We start from the raw sequence: 22,746 nt of genomic DNA, 5'->3' as shown, positions 1-22,746 counted from the left end.
TGCACGTTCGCGGCTTCCGCGCCGAACAGCTGCTTCACACGATCGATCGCCAGCTGCTCGACCACGTCGACGTATTCGCAGCCGCCGTAGTAGCGCTTGCCCGGATAACCTTCCGCGTATTTGTTCGTGAGCTGCGAACCCTGGGCAGCCATCACGGCCGGGCTCGTGTAGTTTTCCGACGCGATCAACTCGATGTGATCTTCCTGGCGGCGGTTTTCCTGCTCGATCGCTGCAAAGAGTTCGGGATCGACGTTCGCAATGGTGCTTTGGGCTCTGTCAAACATACGGTTTCCGTTAAGTGTGTACAGGTTGACCGGTGCGGCCGAGTACATTGCGCTGCTGGTGGAACCAGCTCGACGTGGCGGAAGAATCCGTATGACGCGAGGCAGGACAGCCACCGGCGATGCACGCAACGGCGCACAACGGCTGCCCAGGCGAACGGCAAAAACGGCGCCCCGCGCTTCACGGTGGGATGCTCCACCTTGAACCCGAAGGGTTCTATCGCCAGTCACGCAGGGGTGATGAGCGCGTTAGTGTATTGGATGCGTCATGAATAGGCAACCGCACGGCAGCGGCCCCGAAATAATAAGGGCCGGACTCCGAGCACCCGTGCCGCCGCGCGTTCGCGCCTTGCCGCGATGCGGCAATCTCAGTACGCTTGCGCGATACTATCCGCTACTTTGTTACCGACCAGGAGCAGCAATGATCGTGTTCGTCACAGGGGCGTCCGCCGGCTTCGGCGCCGCCATCGCCCGTGCCTTCGTCAAGGGCGGCCACCGCGTCGTCGCAACCGCGCGCCGCAAGGATCGTCTCGATGCGCTCGCGGCCGAACTCGGCGACGCGCTGCTGCCGTTCGAGCTCGACGTGCGCGACCGCGCAGCCGTCGAAGCCGTGCCGGCCGGGCTTCCCGCCGAATTCGCCGCGCTCGACGTGCTCGTCAACAACGCCGGCCTCGCGCTTGGCGTCGAGCCGGCGCACAAGGCGAGCCTCGACGAGTGGCAGACCATGATCGACACGAACTGCTCGGGCCTCGTGACCGTCACCCACGCGTTGCTGCCCGGAATGATCGCCCGCGGCCGCGGGCACATCTTCAATCTCGGCTCGGTGGCCGGCACATATCCGTATCCGGGCGGGAACGTATACGGTGCGACGAAGGCTTTCGTCAGACAATTCAGCCTGAATCTGCGCGCCGATCTGATCGGCACGCCGTTGCGCGTGACGGACATCGAGCCGGGCCTGTGCGGCGGCACGGAATTCTCGAACATCCGCTTCCGTGGGGACGATGCGAAGGCGGCCAACGTCTACCAGAACGTCCAGCCGCTCACGGCCGAGGACATCGCCGACACGATCTACTGGATCGCGACGCGCCCTGCGCACGTCAACATCAACACGATCGAGATGATGCCGGTCGCCCAGGCCCCGGCCGGCCTCACGATCCATCGCGGCTGACCTGTCCGAACGCAGCCGCGGGCCCGCCTCCGGCCGGCCCGCGGCGTGCTGCGACGTACTACATTCCGTTACGAATCGGTTACGAATCCGGCCTTGGCCTTCCGGTAGAATGCGCGCCATGACTCAGCCTACCCGCTCCCCGGACGCGCCCTCCGGCTTCACCTGGCCGGTACGCGTGTACTACGAGGATACCGACGCAGGCGGCATCGTCTTCTATGCCAACTACCTGAAATTCTTCGAACGCGCCCGCACCGAATGGCTGCGCGCGTGCGGCATCGACCAGCGTCGGCTCGCAGACGACACGGGCGCGATCTTCATTGTCCGCAGTACGTCGCTCGACTACCGCGCGCCGGCGCGACTCGACGACGCGCTGACGGTCACGAGCCGGCCCGGACGCATCGGCCGCGCATCGGTGGAATTCACCCAGGAAGCCTGGCGTGGCGACACGCTGCTCGTCACAGGACACATTCGCCTCGGCTGCGTTGAGCGCACCGGCATCCGGCCCGCGGCGATCCCGCAGGTCGTGCTCGACGCGCTGCAACGCGGGCCCGTCACCGACGCCGGGCAAACTGTACTGTCAACGAAGCTCGCATGAGCCCCGTTTAGACAAAGCCTATGAACTTGCCTTCCTGAATCGATACTAAGCAAGGTTCGGCGCCAGGCCCGACCGGCGCGGCGCGCCGCACGCATACCGTGCGCCCTCGCCGGGCACCCCCGATGGGACGTTACTCAAACCTCTATGAACACTTCTCAAGACCTGTCGATCATTTCCCTCGTCCTCAACGCGAGCGTGCTGGCCCAGGCCGTGATGGGGCTGCTGTTGCTGCTGTCGCTGATGTCGTGGACCTTCATTTTCCGCAAGTGGTTCGCGATCCGCCGCGCACGCGCGCAGACCGAACGCTTCGAACGGGATTTCTGGTCGGGCGGCGACCTGCAGGCGCTGTATCAGAGCGCGGCCAACAACCGCCACACGATCGGCGCGCTCGAGCGGATCTTCGAATCGGGCATGCGTGAATTTTTGAAGGCGAAGGAAAAGCGCCTCACCGACCCGGGCCTCGTGCTCGACGGCGCGCGCCGCGCGATGCGCGCGTCGTTCCAGCGCGAAATGGACGTGCTCGAAGCGAACCTCGCGTTCCTCGCGTCGGTCGGCTCGGTCAGCCCGTACATCGGTCTGTTCGGCACCGTCTGGGGGATCATGAACTCGTTCCGCGGCCTCGCGAACGTGCAGCAGGCCACGCTCGCGAACGTCGCGCCGGGCATCGCCGAGGCGCTGGTCGCCACCGCGATCGGCCTGTTCGCCGCGATTCCGGCGGTGGTCGCGTACAACCGCTACGCGCACGACATCGACCGCCTCGCGATCCGCTTCGAGACCTTCATCGAAGAGTTCTCGAACATCCTGCAGCGTCAGGCCCAGTAAGGAGCACGCCATGGCAGGAAGTCCCATTCGATCCAGCATGCGCGGCGGCCGCTCGCGCCGCGCGATGGCCGACATCAACGTCGTGCCGTACATCGACGTGATGCTGGTGCTGCTCGTGATCTTCATGGTCACGGCACCGCTCGTCGCCCCGTCGATCATCAATCTGCCGACCGTCGGCAATGCGGCGCCACAGGAACAGACGCCGCCCGTCGTCGTCAACATCAAGGCCGACCGCACGATGAGCGTCAAGTACAAGGGCGATTCGGGCGCGACGCAGGAAGACACGATGACCAAGGCCGAGCTCGACAGCTTCATGTCGGCCCGGCAGGCCGATCATCCCGACCAGCCGGTCGTGATCGCGGCCGACAAGACCGTGCAGTACGATGCGGTCATGACCGTGATGTCGGATCTGAAGGCGCGCGGCGTCAAGCGCGTCGGCCTCCTCGTCAAATCGCAATGAACCGGCAGCAATCCACGCGCAGCAACGCGTACCCGTATCGGCCGCCTCGCGAGCGAGGCACCTGGCGCGCGTTCGCGCTCGCCGCGCTGATTCACGTGCTGCTCGCGCTGTTCCTCTATCACGGCGTGCAGTGGCAGAACAGCACGCCGGCCGGCGCCGAGGCCGAGCTGTGGACCGCGGTGCCCGACGTCCCCGCGCCGCGGCCCGTCGTCACGCCCATGCCGCCCGCGAAGCTCGCGCCGCCCCCTCCCCCGGTCCGGGACGAGCAGGCGGACATCGCGCTGCAGCAGAAAAAACGACAGCAGGAAGCGGCCGCGCGCGAAGCGCTGCTCGAGCAGCAGCGCCGCGCGCAGCAGTTGAAGGCCCAGCAGGACGAAGCCCGGCGCGAGCAGCTCGCAGCCCAGCAGGCCGCCGCGCTCGCCGCGCAGAAGGCCGCCGAACGCGAAAAGCAGAAGCAGTCGGACAAGCTCAAGCAACAACAGCTCGTGGAGCAGCAGAAGCTCGAACAGCAGAAGCTCCAGCAGCAGAAACTGCAGCAACAGAAGCAGGCGCAGCTGGAAGCGCAGGAGGCGGCGAAGGCCAAGGCCGACGCGGCCGCGAAGGCGAAGGCGGAAGCCCAGGCGAAGGCGAAGGCCGAAGCGGCTGCGCGCGCGAAGGCCGATGCGGCGGCGAAGGCGAAGCTCGACCGGGAACGGAATGCGCGACTCGCGCAGATGCAGGGCCTGGCGGGTGCCGGCGAAGGCGGCGGCCAAGGGCTTGCGAAAAGCGGCACCGGCACGGGTTCCGGCGGCAATGCCGCATCGCCCGGCTATGCCGACAAGGTGCGCCGCCGCGTGAAGCCGAACATCGTATGGGGCGGCGAGCGTGCGGGGCTCACGACGATCGTCAGGATCCGCTGTACGCCTTCGGGCGACCTGCTGAACGTCTCGGTCTCGCGGTCGAGCGGCAATTCGGGGTGGGATCAGGCGGTCGTCAATGCGATCGAGGCGTCCGTTCCGTTACCGCCCGATACTGACGGTCATACGCCGTCCAGCATTACGATTACCTTCAAGGCGGCGGAGTGAGCGCAAATGCGCTTACACTCCGTGCGTCGCTGCCGGACGGGAACGAATCGGGTATTTTTACTGTCTCTGCGGTTGCGCAGCGATCCAAGTCACATGGGAAGCAGAAGCATGAGATTGATGACGAAACTAGGTTTCAAGGCACTCGTGGCCTCGTGTCTGATTGCGGCCGGCGGCGCCGCTAACGCGCAGGTCAACGTGCTGATCACCGGCGTCGGTTCGACCCAGTTCCCCATCGCCACCGCGAACTTCGCGAACGAGGCGGGCCTGCCGCAGCAGGTCACGTCGATCGTCCGCGCGGACCTCGCGCGCAGCGGCAAATTCACCAATATCGATGCGGGCAGCACGCCCGTGCCCGAGACCGCTTCGGTGGATCTCGGCGCATGGAAGGCCAAGGGCGCGAACGCGTTCGTCGCCGGCAGCGTGAACCGCGAGGCGAACGGCCAGTACAAGGTGAACTTCATCCTGTACGACACCGTGAAGCAGCAAAGCCTCGGCGGCCTGTCGCTGACGGCCACCGACACGACGCTGCGCACGGCCGGCCACAAGATCGCCGACTACATCTACCAGAAACTGCTCGGCGTGCGCGGCGTGTTCGCCACGCGCCTGTCGTACGTGATCAAGACGGGCAACCGCTACCAGTTGCAGATCTCGGATTCGGACGGCCAGAACGCCCGCATCGCGCTGTCGAGCACCGAGCCGATCATCTCGCCGGCGTGGTCGCCGAGCGGCACGAAGGTCGCGTACGTGTCGTTCGAGCGCAAGAAGCCGATCGTCTACATCCACGACCTGCCGACCGGCCGCCGCTACATGGTCTCCGACCAGAAGGGCAACAACAGCGCGCCGGCGTGGTCGCCGGACAGCAACACGCTCGCCGTCGCGCTGTCGCTGACGGGCAATACGCAAATCTATACGGTCAATGCGAACGGCGGCGGCCTGCGTCGTCTCACGCAGAGCAGCTCGATCGACACCGAGCCGTACTACTCGCCGGACGGCCGCTGGATCTACTTCACGAGCGATCGCGGCGGTGCGCCGCAGATCTACCGGATGCCCGCGCAGGGTGAAAGCGCCGGCGCGGCACAACGCGTGACCTTCACCGGCAGCTACAATACGAGCCCGCGCATCAGCCCGGACGGCAAGCTGCTTGCTTACATCTCCCGCACGGGTGGGGGCTTCAAGCTGTACGTTCAGGATCTGCAAACCGGCGCGGCGAACGCGATCACGAATACCAATCGCGACGAATCGCCGAGCTTCGCGGCAAACGGCCAGTACCTTCTCTACGCTACCCAGTCGGGTGGTCGCAACGTGCTGGCAGCTGTGCCCTCCGACGGCAGCGCGCCGCCGCAAATCCTGTCCGTCCAGGGCGGCTCCGTTCGCGAGCCGTCGTGGGGGCCCTTCATGCAATGACCACAAGGAGTAACCATGATGTCGAATAAAGCTCGTCTGGCCCTGGCCGTGTTGATGATCAGTGCGCTCGCAGCGTGTAAGTCGGGCGTGAAGCTCGACGACAAGGCCAACGCTGGTGCGGTGAGCACGCAGCCGAGCGCCGACAACGTCGCGCAAGTGAACGTCGATCCGCTGAACGATCCGAACAGCCCGCTCGCGAAGCGCAGCATCTACTTCGACTTCGACAGCTATTCGGTGAAGGACGAGTACCAGCCGCTGATGCAGCAGCACGCTCAGTACCTGAAGAGCCACCCGCAGCGTCACGTGCTGATCCAGGGCAATACCGACGAACGCGGCACGAGCGAGTACAACCTCGCGCTGGGCCAGAAGCGTGCGGAAGCTGTCCGCCGCGCGATGGCACTCCTCGGCGTGAACGACTCGCAGATGGAAGCCGTGAGCCTCGGCAAGGAAAAGCCGCAAGCATCGGGCCACGACGAAGCATCGTGGGCGCAGAACCGTCGCGCCGACCTCGTCTACCAGCAGTAAGTAACGGAAGGGTTGCCGTATGACGCACTGTGTATCCTGGCTGCGCGTTGCCGCAGCACTCTGCGTCGTCGGCGCGGCGTGGTCGGCCGCGCCGGCGCACGCCGGCATGTTCGACGACAACGAGGCGCGCCGCGCCGTGCTCGATCTGCGCAGCAAGAGCGACAACCTGTCGAGCCAGTTGTCGGCCGCCCAGCGTACGATCCTCGATCAATCCGGCCGTATCGACCAGCTGAACCAGCAGGTCGCGACGTTGCGCGGCGAGAACGAGGATTTGACGAACCGGCTGACGACGCTCGAACGGCAGCAGAAGGAGTACTACCAAGATCTCGACACGCGACTCAAGAAGTTCGAGCCGCAACAGGCGACGATCGATGGTGTCGAAGGCACCGTGCAGCCGGGTGAAACGGATGCGCTCAGCGCGGCGCAGCAGCAATTCCGCAACGGCAACTTCAAGGCTGCCGCGGCATCGTTCCGCAGCTTCATCGCGAAGTATCCGCAGAGCCCGTACCAGCCGACCGCGCAGTACTGGCTCGGCAATGCGCAATACGCGCTGCGCGACTATCGCGGCTCGACCGCGACGTGGCAAGCGATCGTGAGCAAGTATCCGCAGCATCCGCGCGCGGCCGACGCGCTCGTTGCAATCGGCACGAACCAGCTCGAGCAAGGCCAGAAGGCGGCCGCGAAGAAAACGTTCGAGCAGGTCGTGTCGCAGTACGCCGGATCGAACGCTGCGCAAACCGCGCAGGGCAAGATCGAGAGCATCAAATAAATCAGCGTGCCAGGTTGTTGACTGACCTGAAATTCGCCGCTATAATTTTTTGCTCTTTAGGTCGTTGGGCGAGTTGTTAGCGCAACGGGCTGACAAGTTTCAAGAACGTGGGGTGGTAACTCAGTTGGTTAGAGTATCTGACTTTTAATCAGAGAGTCGAGGGTTCGAGTCCCTCCCACCCTACCAACTATCTTCGATAGTGCAATGAAAGCCTCCCTAGCGGAGGCTTTTTTGCGTCTGCTTTCTCCCACCCGCTGCGTGTGCCGTCACTCGTGAACCGACGGCGCGGAATCGGCGTCGGTGAAACGCGGCTTCGCATTCTGCATGTCGCGCGTATTCTTCTGCACGGCCACCGCACCGAACAACGCGAGCACGAACGACATCGCGTAGAAGCCCTTCTCGCTCAATTGCAGCGTCGCGTTGAAGAGGCCGACGACCAGCAGTGCGATCGCGAGCAACAGCGCAACCCAGCTCAGCCCGTAGTAGATGCCGGTGACCGGAATGCCTTCCGCTCGGTCGCGCACGCTCTTCTGCAGCGAGATCGCCGCATAGAGACCGAACGCGAGCACGGTGAAGTAGTAGCCCTTCTCGTTGAGCTGCATGCCGGCGTTCCACAGGCCGATCAGAAATGCCGCGAAACCGGCGATCAACGCGGCCCACGACGCCGCGACGAATGCGAACGACGGCTGCTGGATGGTGGTCTGGTTCATTGCTTTTGCCCTCTCATTCTTGTTGTTTCTTGTTCGGAATCGCTTTCGTTGGAATGCGTTTCGCGCATGGTAGCAGCTTTGCGGCGCCGCACGACGATCGCGCTTGCGGTCTCACGTGCGACGCTGCGCGCGCCGCCAGCGCCCCGGCGTCGTGCCGAGCACCGCGCGAAACGCCTTGCCGAACGCCGCCTCCGACTGATAGCCGACCGCCTGCCCGATCTCCGCCTGCCCGCGCTGCGTGTCCTGCAGCAGCGCGCACGCATGCATCATCCGGATCTGCGCGACGAACGCGCCGACGCTCATCCCGGCCTTCTCGCGGAAATGCCGCGCATAGGTCGCGCGCGACATCGCCGACGCCGCGCCGAGCGATTCGACCGTCCACGGTGTCGCCGGCGCCTGCAGCACGGCCTGGACCGACGGGCCGAGCCGCGCATCGGCCGCCAGCGCGAGCCAGCCGGCCGGCACGTGCGCATCGCGACCGTACGCGCGCAACGCATAGGCGAGCAGCGCCTGTCCGAGCGCGTTCACGATCGCACGCGCACCCGGCTGCGCATTCGATGCCTCCGCGCGCAGCACGCTCGTCAGCAGTTGCAGCGACGCAAGCCCCGACGACGCCTCTCGCAGCCCGACGTGCAGCACGCGCGGCAGCGTGCGCATCAGCAATTCACCGGCACCGCGTGCATAGACGAAGCGCCCGCAAAGCAGGTCGACGCCCGCCTCGCCCTCATCCGCGGGATCGCGGTTCGACTTGACCGGCAGCACCGCGCCGCCTGCCGCGCGCGGTTCGCGCAGCAACGCGACCGACCTGGCGCGGCCCCCGCCTCCATCCGACAAATCGTGCGCGTCGCCCGCGGGCAGCAGCACGAAGTCGCCGTCGACGAGCCGCAGGTCGCGCCCGTCCGCCGTGCGCAACCGGCACGTTCCGGACAGCAGCAGGTGAAACGCCGCCTCGCCGGGCGGCAGCGGGTCGTGCGGCATCGCGAACGGGCCGTCGAGCAGGCAGCGCACGTCGAGCTCGACATGGCTGCGGCCCAGCGACAACAGTTGACTCAACGCGTCCATGAGACGTCTGCGCTAAAAATTGACACTCTAGCGTATCGAAACTCTCAGTGCGAACGATCAGAATAAGCCCTGCATCGCCCGAGATCACGGCATCCGCCGACCGACCCACGACTTCTCGAAAGGACGCATCATGCTGAACTGGAACGAATACCGGAAGGAACTCTCGACGCGCATCGGCGACATCGCCAAGCTGTCGCCCGACACGCTGGCCGGCTACAAGGCGCTGTCCGGCGCGGGCGCCAAGACGGGCCATCTCGACGCGAAGACGCGCGAACTGATCGCGCTCGCGGTGGCCGTCACGACGCGCTGCGACGGCTGTATCGCGGTGCACACGGCCGAAGCCGCGAAGCATGGCGCGACCAAGGAGGAAGTGGCCGAAGCGCTTGGCGTCGCGATCGCGCTGAACGCGGGTGCGGCGCTCGTCTACTCGGCCCGCGTGATGGACGCGCTCGGCGACTGACGCGCGCATGAAGGATGCGGCGCCCGCCGCATCCTTCATGGCCGATCGACCGGCGCTGCCTGCCACCGGCGGATGCGCCGCGCTCGCGCATAACGGCGCCGCGAAGTCGGCTACCATGCGCGAAGACGCATCGCGAAGGAGCGCTCCATGTGCCGCTGGCTCGCTTATACGGGCAATCCGATCCATCTCGAGACCGTACTGTTTCGCGCGAAGCATTCGCTGATCGACCAGAGCCTGCATTCGGAGCTCGGCGCCACGACCACCAACGGCGACGGCTTCGGCATCGGCTGGTACGGCCACCCCGACGAACTGCCGTTTCGCTACCGCTCCGTGCATCCCGCCTGGAACGATCGCAACCTGCGCGAAGCCGCGCGTGCGATCCGCTCGCGGATGTTCGTTGCGCACATCCGCGCCGCGACCGATACCCCCGTCCAGGAAACCAACTGCCATCCGTTTCGCCACGGCCGCTGGCTGTTCGTGCACAACGGGCTGATCCGCGATTTCCACAAGCTGCGCCGCGACCTGACGATGAAAATCGACCCCGCGCTGTTCCCGACGCTCGAAGGCACGACCGACTCCGAGCTGATGTTTCGACTCGCGCTGACCTACGGCCTCGAACAGACGCCGCTGCCTGCGCTCGAGCGGATGGTCGGGGTGGTCGAGGAAACCGCCGCACGGTATCGCGTCGACGAGCCGCTCAACATGACGATCTGCGCGACGGACGGCGACCGGATCATCGCGGTGCGCTACTCGAGCGAACGGCAATCGCGCTCGCTGTTCCACACAACGTCGTTCAAGCACCTGCACGAACTCTATCCGCACAATCCGCGCATCGCAGAAGCGGGCGACGATGCGTTCATGGTCGTGTCGGAGCCGCTCGTCGACCTGCGCGGAGCCTGGGAGGAAGTGCCCGAAAGCACGGCGATCGTCGCGCAGGGCGCCGATGTGCAGCAGCGGCCGTTCAATCCGCGGCACAATTGATGTACCACCGGTTTCGGCAGCTCCAGCACGTTAAGATGCGCGGCGAACGTCGAACTGAAAAAGAACCGCCGAGTCGCGTTGATCGGGGCCGATTGCGGACCCGCGACTTTTCACCAAGTGAGCGCGATTGTCTTTACGATCGACCTCGCGTCAATATTACCGAACGACTTCGCATTTCCAAGACGCTCCGAAGTAAAACGAAGGAAATGCGGAACAACGACTGCAGCAACTTTCCCCCCAGTTCTTCCGATGTGCCGATATACAAACTTAATCGTCTTTCCATCTCGCACCGATCGCGTGGCCAAATTTCATAATTGATATGGCGCGGCCGGGCGCCCACGTGAAGGTCGTCGTCATTCCTCTAATAAATCGGATACGGACTGATAAACCGGCTGATTGCCCATAGCGCGAATGACGACAAGGCTGCGAGGGCAACCGAGAGCGGTCGAGGCTTTACTCGGCTTCATTTCAATCCAGCTCGCGTTTTATTTCAAATTATTACCAGCAGCCGGCTCAATTCCAACAGCGCTATCCGACGACGACGTATGCGCGTTGCGTTTATTCCAAAATAAAGGAAGCAAGTTACAAATCCCGAAAAAGACGTTATAATCGCCCAATCAAACGAGCCGGACATCGACTCAAAATAAAGTCACTCCTCGATTCCCGGCACAATCGGCACCGAGGTGACTCACGCTCTTAAGCACCCTCCTCCCATCAAACTGTCGGGCAGTCAATCCGCGCGTTCCGGTATGAAACAGAATCAAGCTTTTGTGGTATGGCTGACTGGCGTCTCCGGTGCCGGCAAATCCACGCTCGCGAATCTACTGAAGCAGCAACTCGATGCCCGCGGGCTCCGCACGTATTTGCTGGATGGCGATACGCTCCGTGAAGGGCTGAATCAGGATCTCGGGTTTAGCGATGCCGATCGTCGCGAAAACGTCCGGCGGACGGCCGAAGTTGCCCGTTTGATGATGGATGCCGGCTTCATCGTGATCGCTGCCCTGATTTCGCCTTTCCTGGACGCGCGCACTAAAGCTCGCGCGCGCTTTGCGCCCGGCACGTTTATCGAAGTCTTCGTCGACGTTGCGTTGGAGGTAGCTGAGGCGCGCGATCCCAAGGGGCTGTATATGCTGGCGAGGCAGGGAGCCATCCCGCAATTCACCGGCATCGGCTCCGCCTATGAGAACCCGTTGTCCCCTGAAGTGCACGTTCGGACAGCGGAAACGAGCCCAGCGGAATGCATCGCTACGATCATGCAGAAATTGCCCCTGGATACCGACGTCGGCCCGCTGCAGTCTCCCCTCGTTCAACAATCGTCAGGCCAGCATTCCAGCGAGCCGTAATGAGGCGATCGGCCCCGCGGAAGTGCGGTCAACTACGGTGCTCGAATCGCATCCTGATCGAAAGAGCCCGCCCGGCAACCGGGGCGATCGAGCGCGATGCCTCGGCACCGCGGTAAAACCAAGTCGTTCGTAAAGGCTGCGGGCGCGCTCGTTGCGGGTCAGCACGTTGAACACGATGTCGCGACTGCCGTCGTCCGGCAGCGCGCCGGTATCGAGCGCATCGCGAAACAATGCGGTAAACACACCGGTACTGCACTGGCGCTGTCGGTCGCGCAATGCGCGACGAGCATCTGCGAACGCTTCGGCGCCGGATCTCCGTCTCGAGCACTAGTCCGCGCAGCAACTGACCGATCGTGCGGCGCACGCCGAAAAAGCGCGCCACGCCCACGCGACGGGAACATCATCGAACCTCGTCCGGCGTCCGTCATGGATCGCCATCACGGCAAGCACGGTGCCGTCGGCACCGACCGCGACGTGATGCCGGCGCCACGAAAATCTGCCATGACGCGACCGGAACGCCTGTTGCAGGAATGCGATGCAGCGTGCGTCGCTTTCCCCAAGGAAGAAACCGAATTCGCCGACGCCCGATGCGAACACGAGCGGCGCGCATGCCGCGCGAAACGACATCGACGCACCGGCTCGCGGCACGCCGAACGACGACGCGAGCGCCCCGGCCGGCATCATGCCGCGCGCCCCGCCAAGCGGGCCAGTGCGGCGACCGTCCGGCTGATCTGCTCCGGCTCGTGCGTCGAACAGATGAAGAAACGCAGGCGCGCGGCCTTCCTCTCGACGGCCGGATAGAAGATCAGTTGCACGTTGATCCCTTCGTCGTACATCGCGTTCGCCCACTGCGCAGCCTTCAGCGAACTACCGGTGATCACCGGCACGACCGCATACCCGGCGCTCGTGCCCGTGTTCAACCCGGCGGCGCGCGCCTCGGTCAGGAATTACCGGCCGCGCGCCTGCAGTTGCGCAACCCGCTCCGGTTGGGCCTCAGGCGCTCGAGCGCGGCCAGCGACGCTTCGGCGAGCGTCGGCGCGAGTCCGACGCTGTAGAGAAAGCCCGGCGCCAGGAGGCGCAGCATGTCCACGAGCGGCTCACAGCCTGGACCAGCGAATGGAGACGGCAAGCCCACCCGATGTTCGGCGAAGTTGCCAGAGCAGACCGGCTCGGCTATAAACAGTGCGACCTTTCCCGAGAGGAGTATCCCGTCCCCTCTCACCACGGAGCCCCCATGCCGAACCGGGAAACGGCCCAACAATTCCTGATGACCCACGGCCTCGACCTCGGCCTTAACCTCCTCGCCGCGATCGTCCTGTGGTTCATCGGCCGCTGGGCGATTTGCATCGGCACCCGCCTGCTCGGCAAGGTCGTGCGACGCAGCGGCAAGGTCGACCCGACGCTCTCCGATTACCTGACCTCGGTGGTCGGCGTGCTGCTGACGATCCTGCTGATCCTTGCGATCCTGCAGATCTTCGGCGTGCAGACCACGTCGTTCGCCGCACTGCTCGCCGGCCTCGGCCTCGCGATCGGCACCGCCTGGGGCGGCCCGCTCGCCCATTTCGCCGCCGGCGTGTTCATGCAGGTGCTGCGTCCGCTCAAGATCGGCGACGTGATCAGCGCGGGCGGCGTCACGGGCACGGTGAAGGAACTCGGCCTGTTCGGCACGGCGATCATCACCGCCGACAACATCGTGACGATCGTCGACAACAACAAGATCTTCTCGGACAACATCGGAACTACAGCGCGACGCCGCATCGCCGCGTCGACCTGACCGCGAAGATCGCGAACGGCGTCGATGCGCTCGACGCGATCAACCGCCTGAAGACGCAGATCCAGGTGATCCCTAACGTGCTGAAGGTGCCGGCGCCGGACCTCGGCGTGCTGCCGTTCACGCCAGAAGGCCCGCTGCTGTTCGTACGCGCGTCGACGCAGCCGGAGAACTACTGGCAGGTGTACTGCGATACCACCGCGTGATCCTCGAGACATTCCGCGACGCGCAATACCCCACGCCCGAAACGCCGCTCTCGCATCGCAATACCTGAACCGCACGGACGAAAAAAAGCGTGGCAGCCGCCACGCTTTTCACTCCGCCGAAGAGAAATGCGCCGGCTCAGCGCCCGCCCGTCTTCGGCGCGTCGCCCGAGTCCCGCCCGCGCACCAGCTTCCACAACGCGCCAAGCGCGATCGGCACGATCGCCGCGCCGATCCCCACCAGCACGATCACGTTCAGATACTGGCGGATGAACGGGATATTGCCGAAGAAGTAACCGAGCAGCACCAGCAGCAGCACCCAGACCAGCGCGCCGACCACGTTGAACAACTGGAAGCGTGCGAAGCTCATCGACGACGCCCCGGCGACGAACGGCGCGAACGTGCGCACGACCGGGATGAAGCGCGCGAGCACGATCGTCTTGCCGCCGTGCTTGTCGTAGAACGCGTGGGTCTTCTGCAGCGCGGCACGGTCGAGGAAGCGCTCGAGCACCGGGATATGGGTATTGAATACCTTCGGCCCGACCCAACGGCCGATCACGTAGTTCAGGGTATTGCCGGCAATCGCCGCGACCAGCAGCAGCACGATCAGCACGACGACGTTCATGTCGCCCGTCGCCCCGAACGCACCGCCGATGAACAGCAGCGAATCGCCGGGCAGGAATGGCAGCACGACGAGCCCCGTCTCGCAGAACACGATCAGGAACAACACCAGATACACCCATGCGCCGTACTGCCGGATGAAGTCGCCGAGGAACGCGTCGATATGCAGGACCAGGTTGACGAAATGAAGCAGCGTATCCAAATGCGATTCCTCGAAGGCGAAAAGGCCGCAGCGGCCGGAAAAAGCGGAAGCGCCCGCCAGACAAGGCGGCGCACGGAACGGAGCCATCATACCGAAACTACCTTAAGGCTCCGTGAAAAAACGTAACCACCCGCGGCCCCGGCATGCATCCGCCGCCTCGCTATAATTCGGCCATGTCCGAAATCACCGAAACGGCCGCGGGCGCCGTGCCCGCCCCCGCCCCGCGCCCGCTGCGCGCGATCCAGCCCCTGCCCGACCAGCTGATCAGCCAGATCGCAGCCGGCGAGGTCGTCGAACGCCCGGCGTCGGTCGTCAAGGAGCTGCTCGAGAACGCGATGGACGCCGGCGCGACGACGCTGCGCATCGTGCTCGAGGAAGGCGGCGTCAAGCGTATCTCGATCACCGACGACGGCTGCGGGATTCCGCCCGGCGAACTGCCGCTCGCGCTGATGCGCCACGCGACGAGCAAGATCCGCTCGCTCGAGGAGCTGGAGGCGGTCGCGACGCTGGGTTTTCGCGGCGAAGCGCTCGCGTCGATCGCGTCGGTCGCCGAGATGTCGATCACGAGCCGCACGGCGGACGTCGCCCATGCGACAAAGATCGACGCGACCACGGGCGCGCTGTCGCCGGCCGCCGGTGCGGTCGGCACGACGATCGAGGTGCGCGAGCTGTACTTCAACACGCCCGCGCGCCGCAAGTTCCTGAAAAGCGAGCAGACCGAGTTCGGCCACTGCCTCGAAATGATCCGCCGCGCGGCGCTGGCCCGGCCGGACGTCGCGATCTCGGTGCTGCACAACGGCAAGGCCGTCGAGCACTGGAACGCGACCGAACCCGCGCAGCGCGTCGCGAAGATCCTCGGCGACGGCTTCGCCACCGCGCACCTGCCGCTCGACGAGCAGGCCGGGCCGCTCGCCGTCTACGGCTGCGCGGGCCTGCCGACCGCGAGCCGCGGCCGCGCCGACCAGCAATACTTCTTCGTCAACGGCCGCTTCGTGCGCGACAAGCTGCTCACGCACGCGGTGCGCGCGGCGTACGAGGATGTCCTCCACGGCGACCGCTACCCGTCGTACGTGCTGTTCCTCGACCTGCCGCCCGAAGCAGTCGACGTGAACGTGCACCCGTCGAAGATCGAAGTGCGGTTCCGCGATTCACGCTCGATCCACCAGTACGTGTTCCACGCGGTCCAGCGCGCACTCGCGCGCCATGCGGGCGCGTCGCCGGAAACCACCGCGGGCGGCCACGCCGCGCAACTGTCACCGGCGCCGGGCGGCCCCGCGTCGTTCCTGAATACGCCGCTCGGCCAGGGCGCAGCCACCGGCACGGGCGGCAGCGGCTTCTCGTCGCTGTCGTCATCATCGTCGTCTGCCGGCAACACGTGGATGCGCCAGGCGCGCATGACGCAGGGCACGCTGCCGGTCGCGCAGCCGCTCGCGCTCTACGACGCGCTGTTCGGCCGCAAGGACACGGGCGCCGGCACGCCGGACGGCACGACCGTCATCGCGCACGATTCGGCGAGCGCGCCGAACACGCTGTCGGGCTTCGTCGCGTCGCCGCTCGCGGCCGCCGCGCACGACGAGCAGCCGCTCGGCTTCGCGCTCGGCCAGATCCACGGCATCTACGTGCTCGCGCAGAATGCGCACGGCCTCGTGATCGTCGACATGCATGCGGCGCACGAACGGATCCTGTACGAACAGTTCAAGAACGCGCTCGCCGACCGCACGATCGCCGTGCAGTCGCTGCTGCTGCCGATATCGATGACGGCGACGCCGGTCGAGATCGGCACGGTCGAGGAAGAGCGCGACACGCTCGAATCGCTCGGCTTCGACCTCGCGGTGCTGTCGCCGACGACGCTCGCGATCCGCGCGGTGCCCGCGCTGCTGAAGGATGCGGACCTGCAGTCGCTCGCGCGCGCGGTGCTCGCCGACCTGCACGCGTTCGGCGGCTCGCGGGTGCTCACCGAGCGCCAGCACGAGCTGCTCGGCACGCTCGCATGCCACCACGCGGTGCGCGCGAACCGGCGCCTGACGCTCGACGAGATGAACGCGCTGCTGCGCCAGATGGAAGCGACCGAACGCGCGGACCAGTGCAATCACGGCCGGCCGACGTGGTATCAGCTCACGCTGAACGATCTCGACCGTCTCTTCATGCGCGGCCAATGAGCGCTTCACCGCAGTCCCGTCCGACGACGATCGCCTGCCTGCTCGGCCCCACCGCGTCGGGCAAGACGGCCGCCGCGCTGGCGCTGGCCGCGCGCCGGCCGATCGAGATCGTCAGCGTCGATTCGGCGCTCGTCTACCGCGACATGGATATCGGCACCGCGAAGCCGACACGCGACGAACGCGCGTGCGTGCCCCACCATCTGATCGACATCATCGACCCGGCCGATGCGTATTCGGCGGCCGAATTCCGTGCGGATGCGCTGCGCCTGATCGGCGAGATCGCCGCGCGCGGCCGCACGCCGCTGCTCGCGGGCGGCACGATGCTGTACTACAAGGCGCTGACGCAAGGCCTCAACGACCTGCCGACCGCCGATCCGGCCGTGCGCGCGGAGCTCGACGCCGACGCCGCGCGCGACGGCTGGCCCGCGCTGCATGCGCGGCTCGCGCAGGTCGACCCGGCGACGGCCGCGCGGCTCGCGCCGAACGATTCGCAGCGGATCCAGCGCGCGCTCGAAGTGTTCCTGCTGAGCGGTCAGCCGATGTCGGTGCTGCTCGCCGCGCCGCGGCGCGCGGACGACGAGGCCGCCGCGTACCGCTTCGTGCCGGTCGCGCTCGAGCCGTCGGACCGCGCGGTGCTGCACGCGCGCATTGCGCAACGCTTCGACGCGATGCTCGACGCGGGCTTCATCGACGAGGTCGAACGCCTGCGCCGCCGCGAGGATCTGCATCTCGGCCTGCCGTCGATGCGCTGCGTCGGCTACCGGCAGGCCTGGGAATTCCTCGACGGCGACACCGACTACCGGACCATGCGCGACAAGGGCATCTTCGCGACGCGCCAGCTGTGCAAACGGCAGATCACGTGGCTGCGCGCGATGCCCGAGCGGATCGTCGTCGACTGTGTCGCGCCGGATGCGACCGCGCACGCGCTCGACACGCTGGAACGCGTGCTGGACGGCCGCCTGCCGGCCTGACCCGGGCGCGGGGTCAACCGCCGCGCGGGCGAGCCGCCAGACGCGCGCGCGCACCATCGACGATCAACGCAGCGCCGCGCTCGAACGCTTCGTCGCCGCCACGCTCGCGCAGCGCAGCCCAGCCCTGCGCGAGGAGCGGATACTCGGCCGTGTCAGGCAGCGTCGTCCCGGTTTCGCGTTCCGCTTCCGCCTGCTCTTCCAGCACCCAGCCGACCACGAAGCGGCCGAGCGCGTACATCACGTCGACCGCTTCGTCCGGCGCAAAGCCCGCGTCGGCCAGCAGCGCCACCTTCCGTTCGATCGAACCGAAATGTAGCGTGCGCGGCCGCGTACCGGCATGCAGGCGCGCGCCGTCGCGATAGGCCAGCAGCGCCTGACGGAAACTGCACGCATTCTCGAGAAGCCACGCATCCCATGCGTCGCCCGGCCGCGGCAGCGACGCGCCGTGGCGCTCGAGCATGATCGCCTCGGCCATCGCGTCGAGCAGTTCGGCCTTGTTGCGGAAGTGCCAGTACAGCGTCGGCGACTGCACGCCGAGCCGTTCCGCGAGCCGCCGCGTCGACAGCCCGTCGATACCGACCTCGTTCAGCAGATCCAGCGCCGCGCGCATCACCGTGTCGCGCGTGAGCCGCGCACCCGTGTCCTTCATCTCTATCACCGATAGGGAAACTGTGGAATAATCCCCACTCTATCACCGATAGAGTAGTCGCCTTGAATCCGTCCCTGATTGCCATCCTCGCCACGGTATTGCTCGACGCGATCGGCGTCGGGATCGTGATGCCGATCCTGCCCGGGCTGCTCCGCACGCTCGCCGGCGCCGCCAGCACCGACACCCACTACGGGATCCTGCTCGCGCTGTACGCGTTCGCCCAGTTCCTGTGCGCCCCGCTGCTCGGCACGCTGAGCGACCGCTTCGGCCGCCGGCCCGTGCTGCTCGCGTCGCTTGCGGGCGCCGCGCTCGACTACGTGCTGATGGCACTCGCGCCGACGCTGGCCTGGCTTTACGTCGGGCGGCTGATCGCCGGCATCACCGGCGCGAACGTCGCGGTTGCGACCGCGTACGTGACCGACGTCACGGCCGAACCCGACCGCGCACGGCGCTTCGGCCAGCTCGGCGCGATGATGGGCGTCGGCTTCATCGCGGGCCCGCTGATCGGCGGGCTGTTCGGCGCACTGCACCTGCGCGCGCCGTTCATCGCGGCCGCGCTGCTCAATGCGCTGAACCTCGCGCTCGTGTGGCGCGCGCTGCCGGAATCGCGTCCGCGCGCGGCCCGGGAAAGTCGCGGGCTCGCCACGCTCAACCCTTTCGCCGGCCTGCGCCGGCTGAGCGGCGCGCCCGCGCTCGTGCCGCTGATCGGCATCTACGTGATCGTCGCGCTGGTGTCGCAGGCGCCCGCGACGCTGTGGATTCTGTACGGCCAGGAGCATTTCGGCTGGTCCACGCCCGTCGCCGGGCTGTCGCTCGCCGGCTATGGTGCGTGCCACGCGCTCGCGCAGGCCTTCGCAATCGGGCCGCTGATCGCACGGCTCGGCGAGCGCCGCGCGCTCGCTTTGGGCCTCGCGGGCGACGCGCTCGGGCTGGTGGTGATCGCGTTCGCGACGGCCGCATGGGTGCCGTTCGCGCTGCTGCCGCTGTTCGCGGCGGGCGGCATGACGCTGCCGGCGTTGCAGGCGATGCTCGCGCGGCAGGTCGACGATGCGCGGCAGGGCGAACTGCAGGGCACGCTCGCGAGCGTGGCGAGCCTGATCGGCGTCGCCGGGCCGCTCGTCGTCACGACGACCTACGCGGCCACCCGCGGCACGTGGCCGGGGCTCGTATGGGCCGCGGCCGCGCTGCTCTATCTGCTGGTGCCGCCGTTGCTGGCGGGCGCGCGCCCGACGAGCGCACCGCGGCCATCCGCGTGAACGGCTGCCGGCCGCCCGGCAGCGCTCACGCCACCTCGCTCACTGCGCGGGCGTCACGAGATTCGCGTCGCGCGTGAGCTGCCAGCGGCCGTCCGACTTGCGGAAGATCGTCAGCGTATGGCCGGAGCGGCGCACGGTGTCGCCGCCCGGCGGCGTCACGTCGATCTCGATGAAATTGCGCAGGTACGCCCAGTCGCCCATCACGCGCAGTTCGTCGATCCGGTAGCGGCCATCGACCTTCGGGCCGTTGCCGGCCGCCGCATGCGCGTCGCGCGAGGCTGCCGCGAACGCCGCCTTGTCGAACGGCGGCTTGCCGGCCACCATGAAAATCGCGTCGTCGGCGATCAGGTCGAGCACGGTCGCCAGATCGCCGCGCCGGCTCGATACGAACCAGGTTTCCACCAGCTCGCGAATCGCGCGTTCGTCTTCGGTCATCGTCGTTCCTCCTTCGGGGGCGCGTCGAGATGCGTGCCCGCACCAAGAAAAAAAGCCGCCCGGATCGACTCCGGGCGGCTTTCCTTGCTGCATCCTGCGTGCGGTGCGTCAGACCACGACCGTCTGCGCCTCGCCTTCGCGACTCGCACGCACGGTGCCGATCTTCCACACCTGTTCGCCGGCGGCCGTCAGGTCGGCGATCGCCGCGTCGGCGTCCGCCGTCGACACGATCACCGCCATGCCGATCCCGCAGTTGAACACGCGGTGCATTTCCGCGTCGGCGACGCCGCCGTGCTCCTGCAGCCACTTGAACAGCGGCGGCAGCGGCCATGCGTTCTGGTCGAGCTCGGCGGTGAGGCCTTCGCGCAGCACGCGCGGAATGTTCTCGACGAGGCCGCCACCGGTGATGTGGGCCATGCCCTTCACCGGCAGCTTCTGCATCAGCGCGAGCAGCGGCTTCACGTAGATGCGCGTCGGCGCCATCAGCGTGTCGGCCAGCGAGCGGCCGTGGAAATCGGCCGACAGGTCGGGGTTCGCGCGCTCGATGATCTTGCGCACGAGCGAGAAGCCGTTCGAATGGATGCCGCTCGATGCGAGGCCGAGCACCACGTCGCCTTCGGCGATCGTGCTGCCGTCGATGATCTTGCTCTTCTCGACCGCGCCGACCGCGAAACCGGCCAGGTCGTATTCGCCGTCCGGGTACATGCCCGGCATTTCGGCCGTCTCACCGCCGATCAGCGCGCAGCCCGACAGTTCGCAGCCGTGCGCAATGCCCTTGACGACCGTGGCGGCCGTGTCGACGTCGAGCTTGCCGCACGCGAAGTAGTCGAGGAAGAACAGCGGCTCGGCGCCCTGCACGAGGATGTCGTTCACGCTCATCGCGACGAGATCCTGGCCGACGGTGTCGTGTTTGTTCAGATGAAAGGCCAGCTTGAGCTTGGTGCCCACGCCGTCGGTGCCCGACACGAGCACCGGCTCCTTGTACTTCTTCGGCACTTCGAACAGCGCGCCGAACCCGCCGATGCCGCCGAGCACGCCGTCGCGCAGGGTTTTCTTCGCAAAAGGCTTGATCTTGTCGATGAGCGCGTCGCCCGCGTCGATGTCGACGCCTGCGTCGCGGTAGGACAGACCCTGAGCGTCGGGAGCGGATTTCGGAGGATTCATGGGGGAATGCGAGAAGGTCGGTAAAATGCGATTTTACCCGAAGCCGGCCCGTTGGCCGGAATTCCCAGCACCGAATCGTCAGGGATTGCATCTTGGTCGACACGTCCCCGTTTTCATCGCTCCGCGAGCCGCGCCGAAACCCGCGCGCCGCCGTGCGTGCGGCCGCGTGTGCAGGCGCCGGAGCAGCCCCGCGCGCGTGCCCGGCGTACGGCGCGCGTTTCATCAACCGACCCGCATTGTGACTGTTGTGTCCCGTCAACTGACGCTCGATCTCGGCACGCCGCCGCCCGCCACGTTCGACAACTTCATCATGAATGAAGAGAACGACGAGCTCATCTCGCGGCTCCAGAAGCTCGACCTCGCGCTCGCGGCGGGGCCCGTGCCGGACCGGTCGTTCTACATCTGGGGCGAGCCCGGCAGCGGCCGCACCCACTTGCTGCAGGCGCTCGTGAGCGACGCGTCGTACGGCTACGCGCGCTACCTGACGCCGCAGAGCCCGCTCGGCGCGTTCACGTTCGACCCGCGCATCGGCATCTACGCGATCGACGACTGCGACCGGATGAGCGACACGCAGCAGGTCGCGCTGTTCAACCTGTTCAACGAGGTCCGCGCGCACCCGTCGAGCGCGTTCGTCGCGGCGGGCCCCGCGGCGCCGCTCGCGCTCGACGTGCGCGAGGATCTGCGCACGCGCCTCGGCTGGGGGCTCGTGTTCCACCTGTCGCCGCCGTCCGACGCCGGCAAGATCGCCGTGCTGAAGCTCGCGGCCAAGGAGCGCGGGATCGCGCTCACCGACGACATCGCCGCCTACCTGCTGACCCATTTCCGCCGCGACATGCCGAGCCTGATGGCGCTGCTCGACGCGCTCGACCGCTTCTCGCTCGAGCAGAAACGCGCCGTCACGCTGCCCTTGCTGCGCCGGATGCTGGCGCGTCCCGGCGACGACATCGCACCGCCCGGCACAGGCCCCAACCGCTTCGAGTAAAATGCGCATCCATGACTAATCTGGCACTCTTTGACCTCGATCACACGCTGATCCCGACCGATAGCGACCACGAATGGGGTCGCTTCATGGTGAAGCTCGGCATCGTCGACGCGGAAAGCTTCTCGCGTCGGAACGATCAGTTCTTCGCCGACTACAAGGCCGGCAAGCTCGACATCCATGCGTATCTGTGCGCGATGCTCACGCCGCTCGCGAAGTACTCGCGCGCGCAGCTCGCCGAATGGCACGCGCAGTACATGCACGAGGTGATCCGCCCCGCGATGACGCCCGCCGCGCTCGAACTCGTGCGCAAGCACCTCGATGCCGGCGATCTGTGCTGCGTCGTGACGGCGACCAACGAATTCATCACGCGCCCGATCGCGACCGCGTTCGGCGTCGACACGCTGATCGCGTGCGAGGTCGAAACGACCGACGGGCACCCCGACTCGCCGTACACGGGCCGGCCGACCGGCACGCCGAGCTATCGCGAAGGCAAGATCGTGCGCACCGAAGCATGGCTCGCGTCGCTCGGCAAGCACTGGGACGACTTCGAACACAGCTACTTCTACAGCGACTCGCACAACGACATTCCGTTGCTCGAGAAAGTCACCGACCCGATCGCGACCAACCCCGACGACACGCTGCGTGCGCATGCAAGCAACCGCGGCTGGCGCATCCTGGATCTCTTCTGA

Annotated in this window: 22 protein-coding genes, 1 tRNA gene, 4 pseudogenes and 1 riboswitch; of the genes and pseudogenes, 18 read left to right on the top strand and 9 right to left on the bottom strand. The window is 66.5% G+C overall.

The features are described from left to right. A pseudogene (glyA, locus tag SB786_RS14975) lies at nucleotides 1–284 on the bottom strand (serine hydroxymethyltransferase); the annotation flags it as partial. Between the two features lie 137 nt (nucleotides 285–421). After that, a riboswitch (ZMP/ZTP riboswitch) is annotated at nucleotides 422–522 on the bottom strand. A 180-nt stretch (nucleotides 523–702) separates the two neighbouring features. Between glyA and SB786_RS14970 the strand changes: the two are divergent. From SB786_RS14970 to SB786_RS14930, 9 genes are all read left to right on the top strand, one after another. Continuing rightward, a complete protein-coding gene (locus tag SB786_RS14970) occupies nucleotides 703–1,449 on the top strand; it encodes an SDR family NAD(P)-dependent oxidoreductase (RefSeq protein ID WP_410728100.1) in 747 nt (248 codons plus the stop codon). Nucleotides 1,450–1,558: 109 nt separating this feature from the next. Beyond that, nucleotides 1,559–2,044: a tol-pal system-associated acyl-CoA thioesterase gene (gene ybgC, locus SB786_RS14965; protein WP_034177390.1), complete on the top strand. Its 486-nt coding sequence runs from the start codon at nucleotides 1,559–1,561 to the stop codon at nucleotides 2,042–2,044. Between the two features lie 144 nt (nucleotides 2,045–2,188). Then, complete coding sequence (gene tolQ / locus SB786_RS14960; protein WP_006753266.1) at nucleotides 2,189–2,866, top strand: protein TolQ; 678 nt, start codon at nucleotides 2,189–2,191, stop codon at nucleotides 2,864–2,866. A 10-nt stretch (nucleotides 2,867–2,876) separates the two neighbouring features. Then, entirely contained in the window at nucleotides 2,877–3,326 is a 450-nt protein-coding gene (tolR, locus tag SB786_RS14955) for a protein TolR (RefSeq protein WP_006753267.1), read from the top strand. Further along, a complete protein-coding gene (gene tolA / locus SB786_RS14950) occupies nucleotides 3,323–4,390 on the top strand; it encodes a cell envelope integrity protein TolA (RefSeq protein ID WP_410728099.1) in 1,068 nt (355 codons plus the stop codon). The genes tolR and tolA overlap by 4 nt, the downstream gene beginning before the upstream one ends. 108 nt (nucleotides 4,391–4,498) lie before the next feature. Continuing rightward, complete coding sequence (gene tolB / locus SB786_RS14945; RefSeq protein WP_410728098.1) at nucleotides 4,499–5,794, top strand: Tol-Pal system beta propeller repeat protein TolB; 1,296 nt, start codon at nucleotides 4,499–4,501, stop codon at nucleotides 5,792–5,794. A gap of 15 nt (nucleotides 5,795–5,809) precedes the next feature. Next, nucleotides 5,810–6,319, top strand: a complete 510-nt coding sequence (pal, locus tag SB786_RS14940) for a peptidoglycan-associated lipoprotein Pal (protein ID WP_006761554.1) — start codon at nucleotides 5,810–5,812, stop codon at nucleotides 6,317–6,319. Between the two features lie 19 nt (nucleotides 6,320–6,338). Then, nucleotides 6,339–7,088, top strand: coding sequence for a tol-pal system protein YbgF (gene ybgF / locus SB786_RS14935; protein ID WP_410728097.1), 750 nt, complete (start codon nucleotides 6,339–6,341; stop codon nucleotides 7,086–7,088). 109 nt (nucleotides 7,089–7,197) lie between these two features. After that, nucleotides 7,198–7,274: transfer RNA gene (locus SB786_RS14930), tRNA-Lys, on the top strand. Between the two features lie 80 nt (nucleotides 7,275–7,354). Here the strand turns inward: SB786_RS14930 and yiaA are convergent. Further along, complete coding sequence (gene yiaA / locus SB786_RS14925; protein ID WP_410728096.1) at nucleotides 7,355–7,798, bottom strand: inner membrane protein YiaA; 444 nt, start codon at nucleotides 7,796–7,798, stop codon at nucleotides 7,355–7,357. A gap of 111 nt (nucleotides 7,799–7,909) precedes the next feature. Next, nucleotides 7,910–8,860: a cupin domain-containing protein gene (locus SB786_RS14920; RefSeq protein ID WP_410728095.1), complete on the bottom strand. Its 951-nt coding sequence runs from the start codon at nucleotides 8,858–8,860 to the stop codon at nucleotides 7,910–7,912. Between the two features lie 130 nt (nucleotides 8,861–8,990). Between SB786_RS14920 and SB786_RS14915 the strand changes: the two genes are divergently transcribed. The 3 genes from SB786_RS14915 (at nucleotide 8,991) to cysC (ending at nucleotide 11,644) form a co-directional block, all read left to right on the top strand. After that, a complete protein-coding gene (locus SB786_RS14915) occupies nucleotides 8,991–9,320 on the top strand; it encodes a carboxymuconolactone decarboxylase family protein (protein WP_006484989.1) in 330 nt (109 codons plus the stop codon). Between the two features lie 147 nt (nucleotides 9,321–9,467). Next, nucleotides 9,468–10,301, top strand: a complete 834-nt coding sequence (locus SB786_RS14910; protein ID WP_410728094.1) for a class II glutamine amidotransferase — start codon at nucleotides 9,468–9,470, stop codon at nucleotides 10,299–10,301. A gap of 719 nt (nucleotides 10,302–11,020) precedes the next feature. After that, nucleotides 11,021–11,644: an adenylyl-sulfate kinase gene (gene cysC / locus SB786_RS14905; RefSeq protein WP_410728103.1), complete on the top strand. Its 624-nt coding sequence runs from the start codon at nucleotides 11,021–11,023 to the stop codon at nucleotides 11,642–11,644. Nucleotides 11,645–11,672: 28 nt separating this feature from the next. Here the strand turns inward: cysC and SB786_RS14900 are convergent. Beyond that, nucleotides 11,673–12,328 (bottom strand): annotated as a pseudogene (locus tag SB786_RS14900) (N-acetyltransferase). Continuing rightward, a pseudogene (locus SB786_RS14895) lies at nucleotides 12,325–12,749 on the bottom strand (aminotransferase class I/II-fold pyridoxal phosphate-dependent enzyme); the annotation flags it as partial. The pseudogenes SB786_RS14900 and SB786_RS14895, both read right to left, overlap by 4 nt. Before the next feature lie 129 nt (nucleotides 12,750–12,878). Here SB786_RS14895 and SB786_RS14890 point away from each other — a divergent pair. Beyond that, a pseudogene (locus SB786_RS14890) lies at nucleotides 12,879–13,689 on the top strand (mechanosensitive ion channel family protein). 68 nt (nucleotides 13,690–13,757) lie between these two features. Here SB786_RS14890 and SB786_RS14885 read toward each other — a convergent pair. Then, nucleotides 13,758–14,441 (bottom strand): DedA family protein, encoded by a 684-nt coding sequence (locus SB786_RS14885; protein ID WP_410728093.1) that lies wholly within the window; start codon nucleotides 14,439–14,441, stop codon nucleotides 13,758–13,760. A gap of 173 nt (nucleotides 14,442–14,614) precedes the next feature. Here SB786_RS14885 and mutL point away from each other — a divergent pair, with 173 nt between their 5' ends. Continuing rightward, entirely contained in the window at nucleotides 14,615–16,600 is a 1,986-nt protein-coding gene (gene mutL / locus SB786_RS14880; RefSeq protein ID WP_410728092.1) for a DNA mismatch repair endonuclease MutL, read from the top strand. Further along, the gene (gene miaA / locus SB786_RS14875; protein WP_410728091.1) at nucleotides 16,597–17,571 is read left to right on the top strand and encodes a tRNA (adenosine(37)-N6)-dimethylallyltransferase MiaA; all 975 of its coding nucleotides are present in this window, start codon (nucleotides 16,597–16,599) and stop codon (nucleotides 17,569–17,571) included. Before mutL ends, miaA begins: the two co-directional genes overlap by 4 nt. A gap of 13 nt (nucleotides 17,572–17,584) precedes the next feature. Here miaA and tetR read toward each other — a convergent pair whose 3' ends face one another. Then, on the bottom strand, nucleotides 17,585–18,220 hold the full coding sequence (gene tetR / locus SB786_RS14870) for a tetracycline resistance transcriptional repressor TetR (RefSeq protein ID WP_410728090.1): 636 nt from the start codon (nucleotides 18,218–18,220) through the stop codon (nucleotides 17,585–17,587). 62 nt (nucleotides 18,221–18,282) lie between these two features. On the opposite strand from tetR, the gene tet reads away from it, so the two are divergent. Next, complete coding sequence (gene tet, locus SB786_RS14865; protein WP_410728089.1) at nucleotides 18,283–19,476, top strand: Tet(A)/Tet(B)/Tet(C) family tetracycline efflux MFS transporter; 1,194 nt, start codon at nucleotides 18,283–18,285, stop codon at nucleotides 19,474–19,476. Nucleotides 19,477–19,515: 39 nt separating this feature from the next. On the opposite strand, the gene SB786_RS14860 is transcribed toward tet, so the two are convergent. Further along, nucleotides 19,516–19,911 carry a YybH family protein gene (locus SB786_RS14860; RefSeq protein WP_410728088.1) on the bottom strand — a complete coding sequence of 132 codons (396 nt, stop codon included), beginning with the start codon at nucleotides 19,909–19,911 and terminating at the stop codon, nucleotides 19,516–19,518. Between the two features lie 108 nt (nucleotides 19,912–20,019). Next, the gene (gene purM, locus SB786_RS14855; protein ID WP_410728087.1) at nucleotides 20,020–21,075 is read right to left on the bottom strand and encodes a phosphoribosylformylglycinamidine cyclo-ligase; all 1,056 of its coding nucleotides are present in this window, start codon (nucleotides 21,073–21,075) and stop codon (nucleotides 20,020–20,022) included. A 247-nt stretch (nucleotides 21,076–21,322) separates the two neighbouring features. Here purM and hda point away from each other — a divergent pair, with 247 nt between their 5' ends. Both hda and SB786_RS14845 read left to right on the top strand, forming a co-directional pair. After that, the gene (gene hda / locus SB786_RS14850; RefSeq protein ID WP_006760485.1) at nucleotides 21,323–22,057 is read left to right on the top strand and encodes a DnaA regulatory inactivator Hda; all 735 of its coding nucleotides are present in this window, start codon (nucleotides 21,323–21,325) and stop codon (nucleotides 22,055–22,057) included. A gap of 11 nt (nucleotides 22,058–22,068) precedes the next feature. Then, nucleotides 22,069–22,746, top strand: coding sequence for an HAD family hydrolase (locus SB786_RS14845; protein ID WP_410728086.1), 678 nt, complete (start codon nucleotides 22,069–22,071; stop codon nucleotides 22,744–22,746).

This window comes from Burkholderia sp. SIMBA_062, assembly GCF_046534765.1.
GTDB lineage: Bacteria > Pseudomonadota > Gammaproteobacteria > Burkholderiales > Burkholderiaceae > Burkholderia > Burkholderia ambifaria.
This window is presented reverse-complemented; position numbering and strand designations above follow the sequence as displayed.

Bases quoted from the DNA above. Each gene is read 5' to 3' on its own strand.
- SB786_RS14970 (WP_410728100.1), top strand. From the start codon at position 703: ATGATCGTGTTCGTCACAGGGGCGTCCGCCGGCTTCGGCGCCGCCATC.
- ybgC (WP_034177390.1), top strand. From the start codon at position 1,559: ATGCGCGCCATGACTCAGCCTACCCGCTCCCCGGACGCGCCCTCCGGC.
- tolQ (WP_006753266.1), top strand. From the start codon at position 2,189: ATGAACACTTCTCAAGACCTGTCGATCATTTCCCTCGTCCTCAACGCG.
- tolR (WP_006753267.1), top strand. From the start codon at position 2,877: ATGGCAGGAAGTCCCATTCGATCCAGCATGCGCGGCGGCCGCTCGCGC.
- tolA (WP_410728099.1), top strand. From the start codon at position 3,323: ATGAACCGGCAGCAATCCACGCGCAGCAACGCGTACCCGTATCGGCCG.
- tolB (WP_410728098.1), top strand. From the start codon at position 4,499: ATGAGATTGATGACGAAACTAGGTTTCAAGGCACTCGTGGCCTCGTGT.
- pal (WP_006761554.1), top strand. From the start codon at position 5,810: ATGATGTCGAATAAAGCTCGTCTGGCCCTGGCCGTGTTGATGATCAGT.
- ybgF (WP_410728097.1), top strand. From the start codon at position 6,339: ATGACGCACTGTGTATCCTGGCTGCGCGTTGCCGCAGCACTCTGCGTC.
- yiaA (WP_410728096.1), bottom strand. From the start codon at position 7,798: ATGAACCAGACCACCATCCAGCAGCCGTCGTTCGCATTCGTCGCGGCG.
- SB786_RS14920 (WP_410728095.1), bottom strand. From the start codon at position 8,860: ATGGACGCGTTGAGTCAACTGTTGTCGCTGGGCCGCAGCCATGTCGAG.
- SB786_RS14915 (WP_006484989.1), top strand. From the start codon at position 8,991: ATGCTGAACTGGAACGAATACCGGAAGGAACTCTCGACGCGCATCGGC.
- SB786_RS14910 (WP_410728094.1), top strand. From the start codon at position 9,468: ATGTGCCGCTGGCTCGCTTATACGGGCAATCCGATCCATCTCGAGACC.
- mutL (WP_410728092.1), top strand. From the start codon at position 14,615: ATGTCCGAAATCACCGAAACGGCCGCGGGCGCCGTGCCCGCCCCCGCC.
- miaA (WP_410728091.1), top strand. From the start codon at position 16,597: ATGAGCGCTTCACCGCAGTCCCGTCCGACGACGATCGCCTGCCTGCTC.
- tetR (WP_410728090.1), bottom strand. From the start codon at position 18,220: ATGAAGGACACGGGTGCGCGGCTCACGCGCGACACGGTGATGCGCGCG.
- SB786_RS14860 (WP_410728088.1), bottom strand. From the start codon at position 19,911: ATGACCGAAGACGAACGCGCGATTCGCGAGCTGGTGGAAACCTGGTTC.
- purM (WP_410728087.1), bottom strand. From the start codon at position 21,075: ATGAATCCTCCGAAATCCGCTCCCGACGCTCAGGGTCTGTCCTACCGC.
- SB786_RS14845 (WP_410728086.1), top strand. From the start codon at position 22,069: ATGACTAATCTGGCACTCTTTGACCTCGATCACACGCTGATCCCGACC.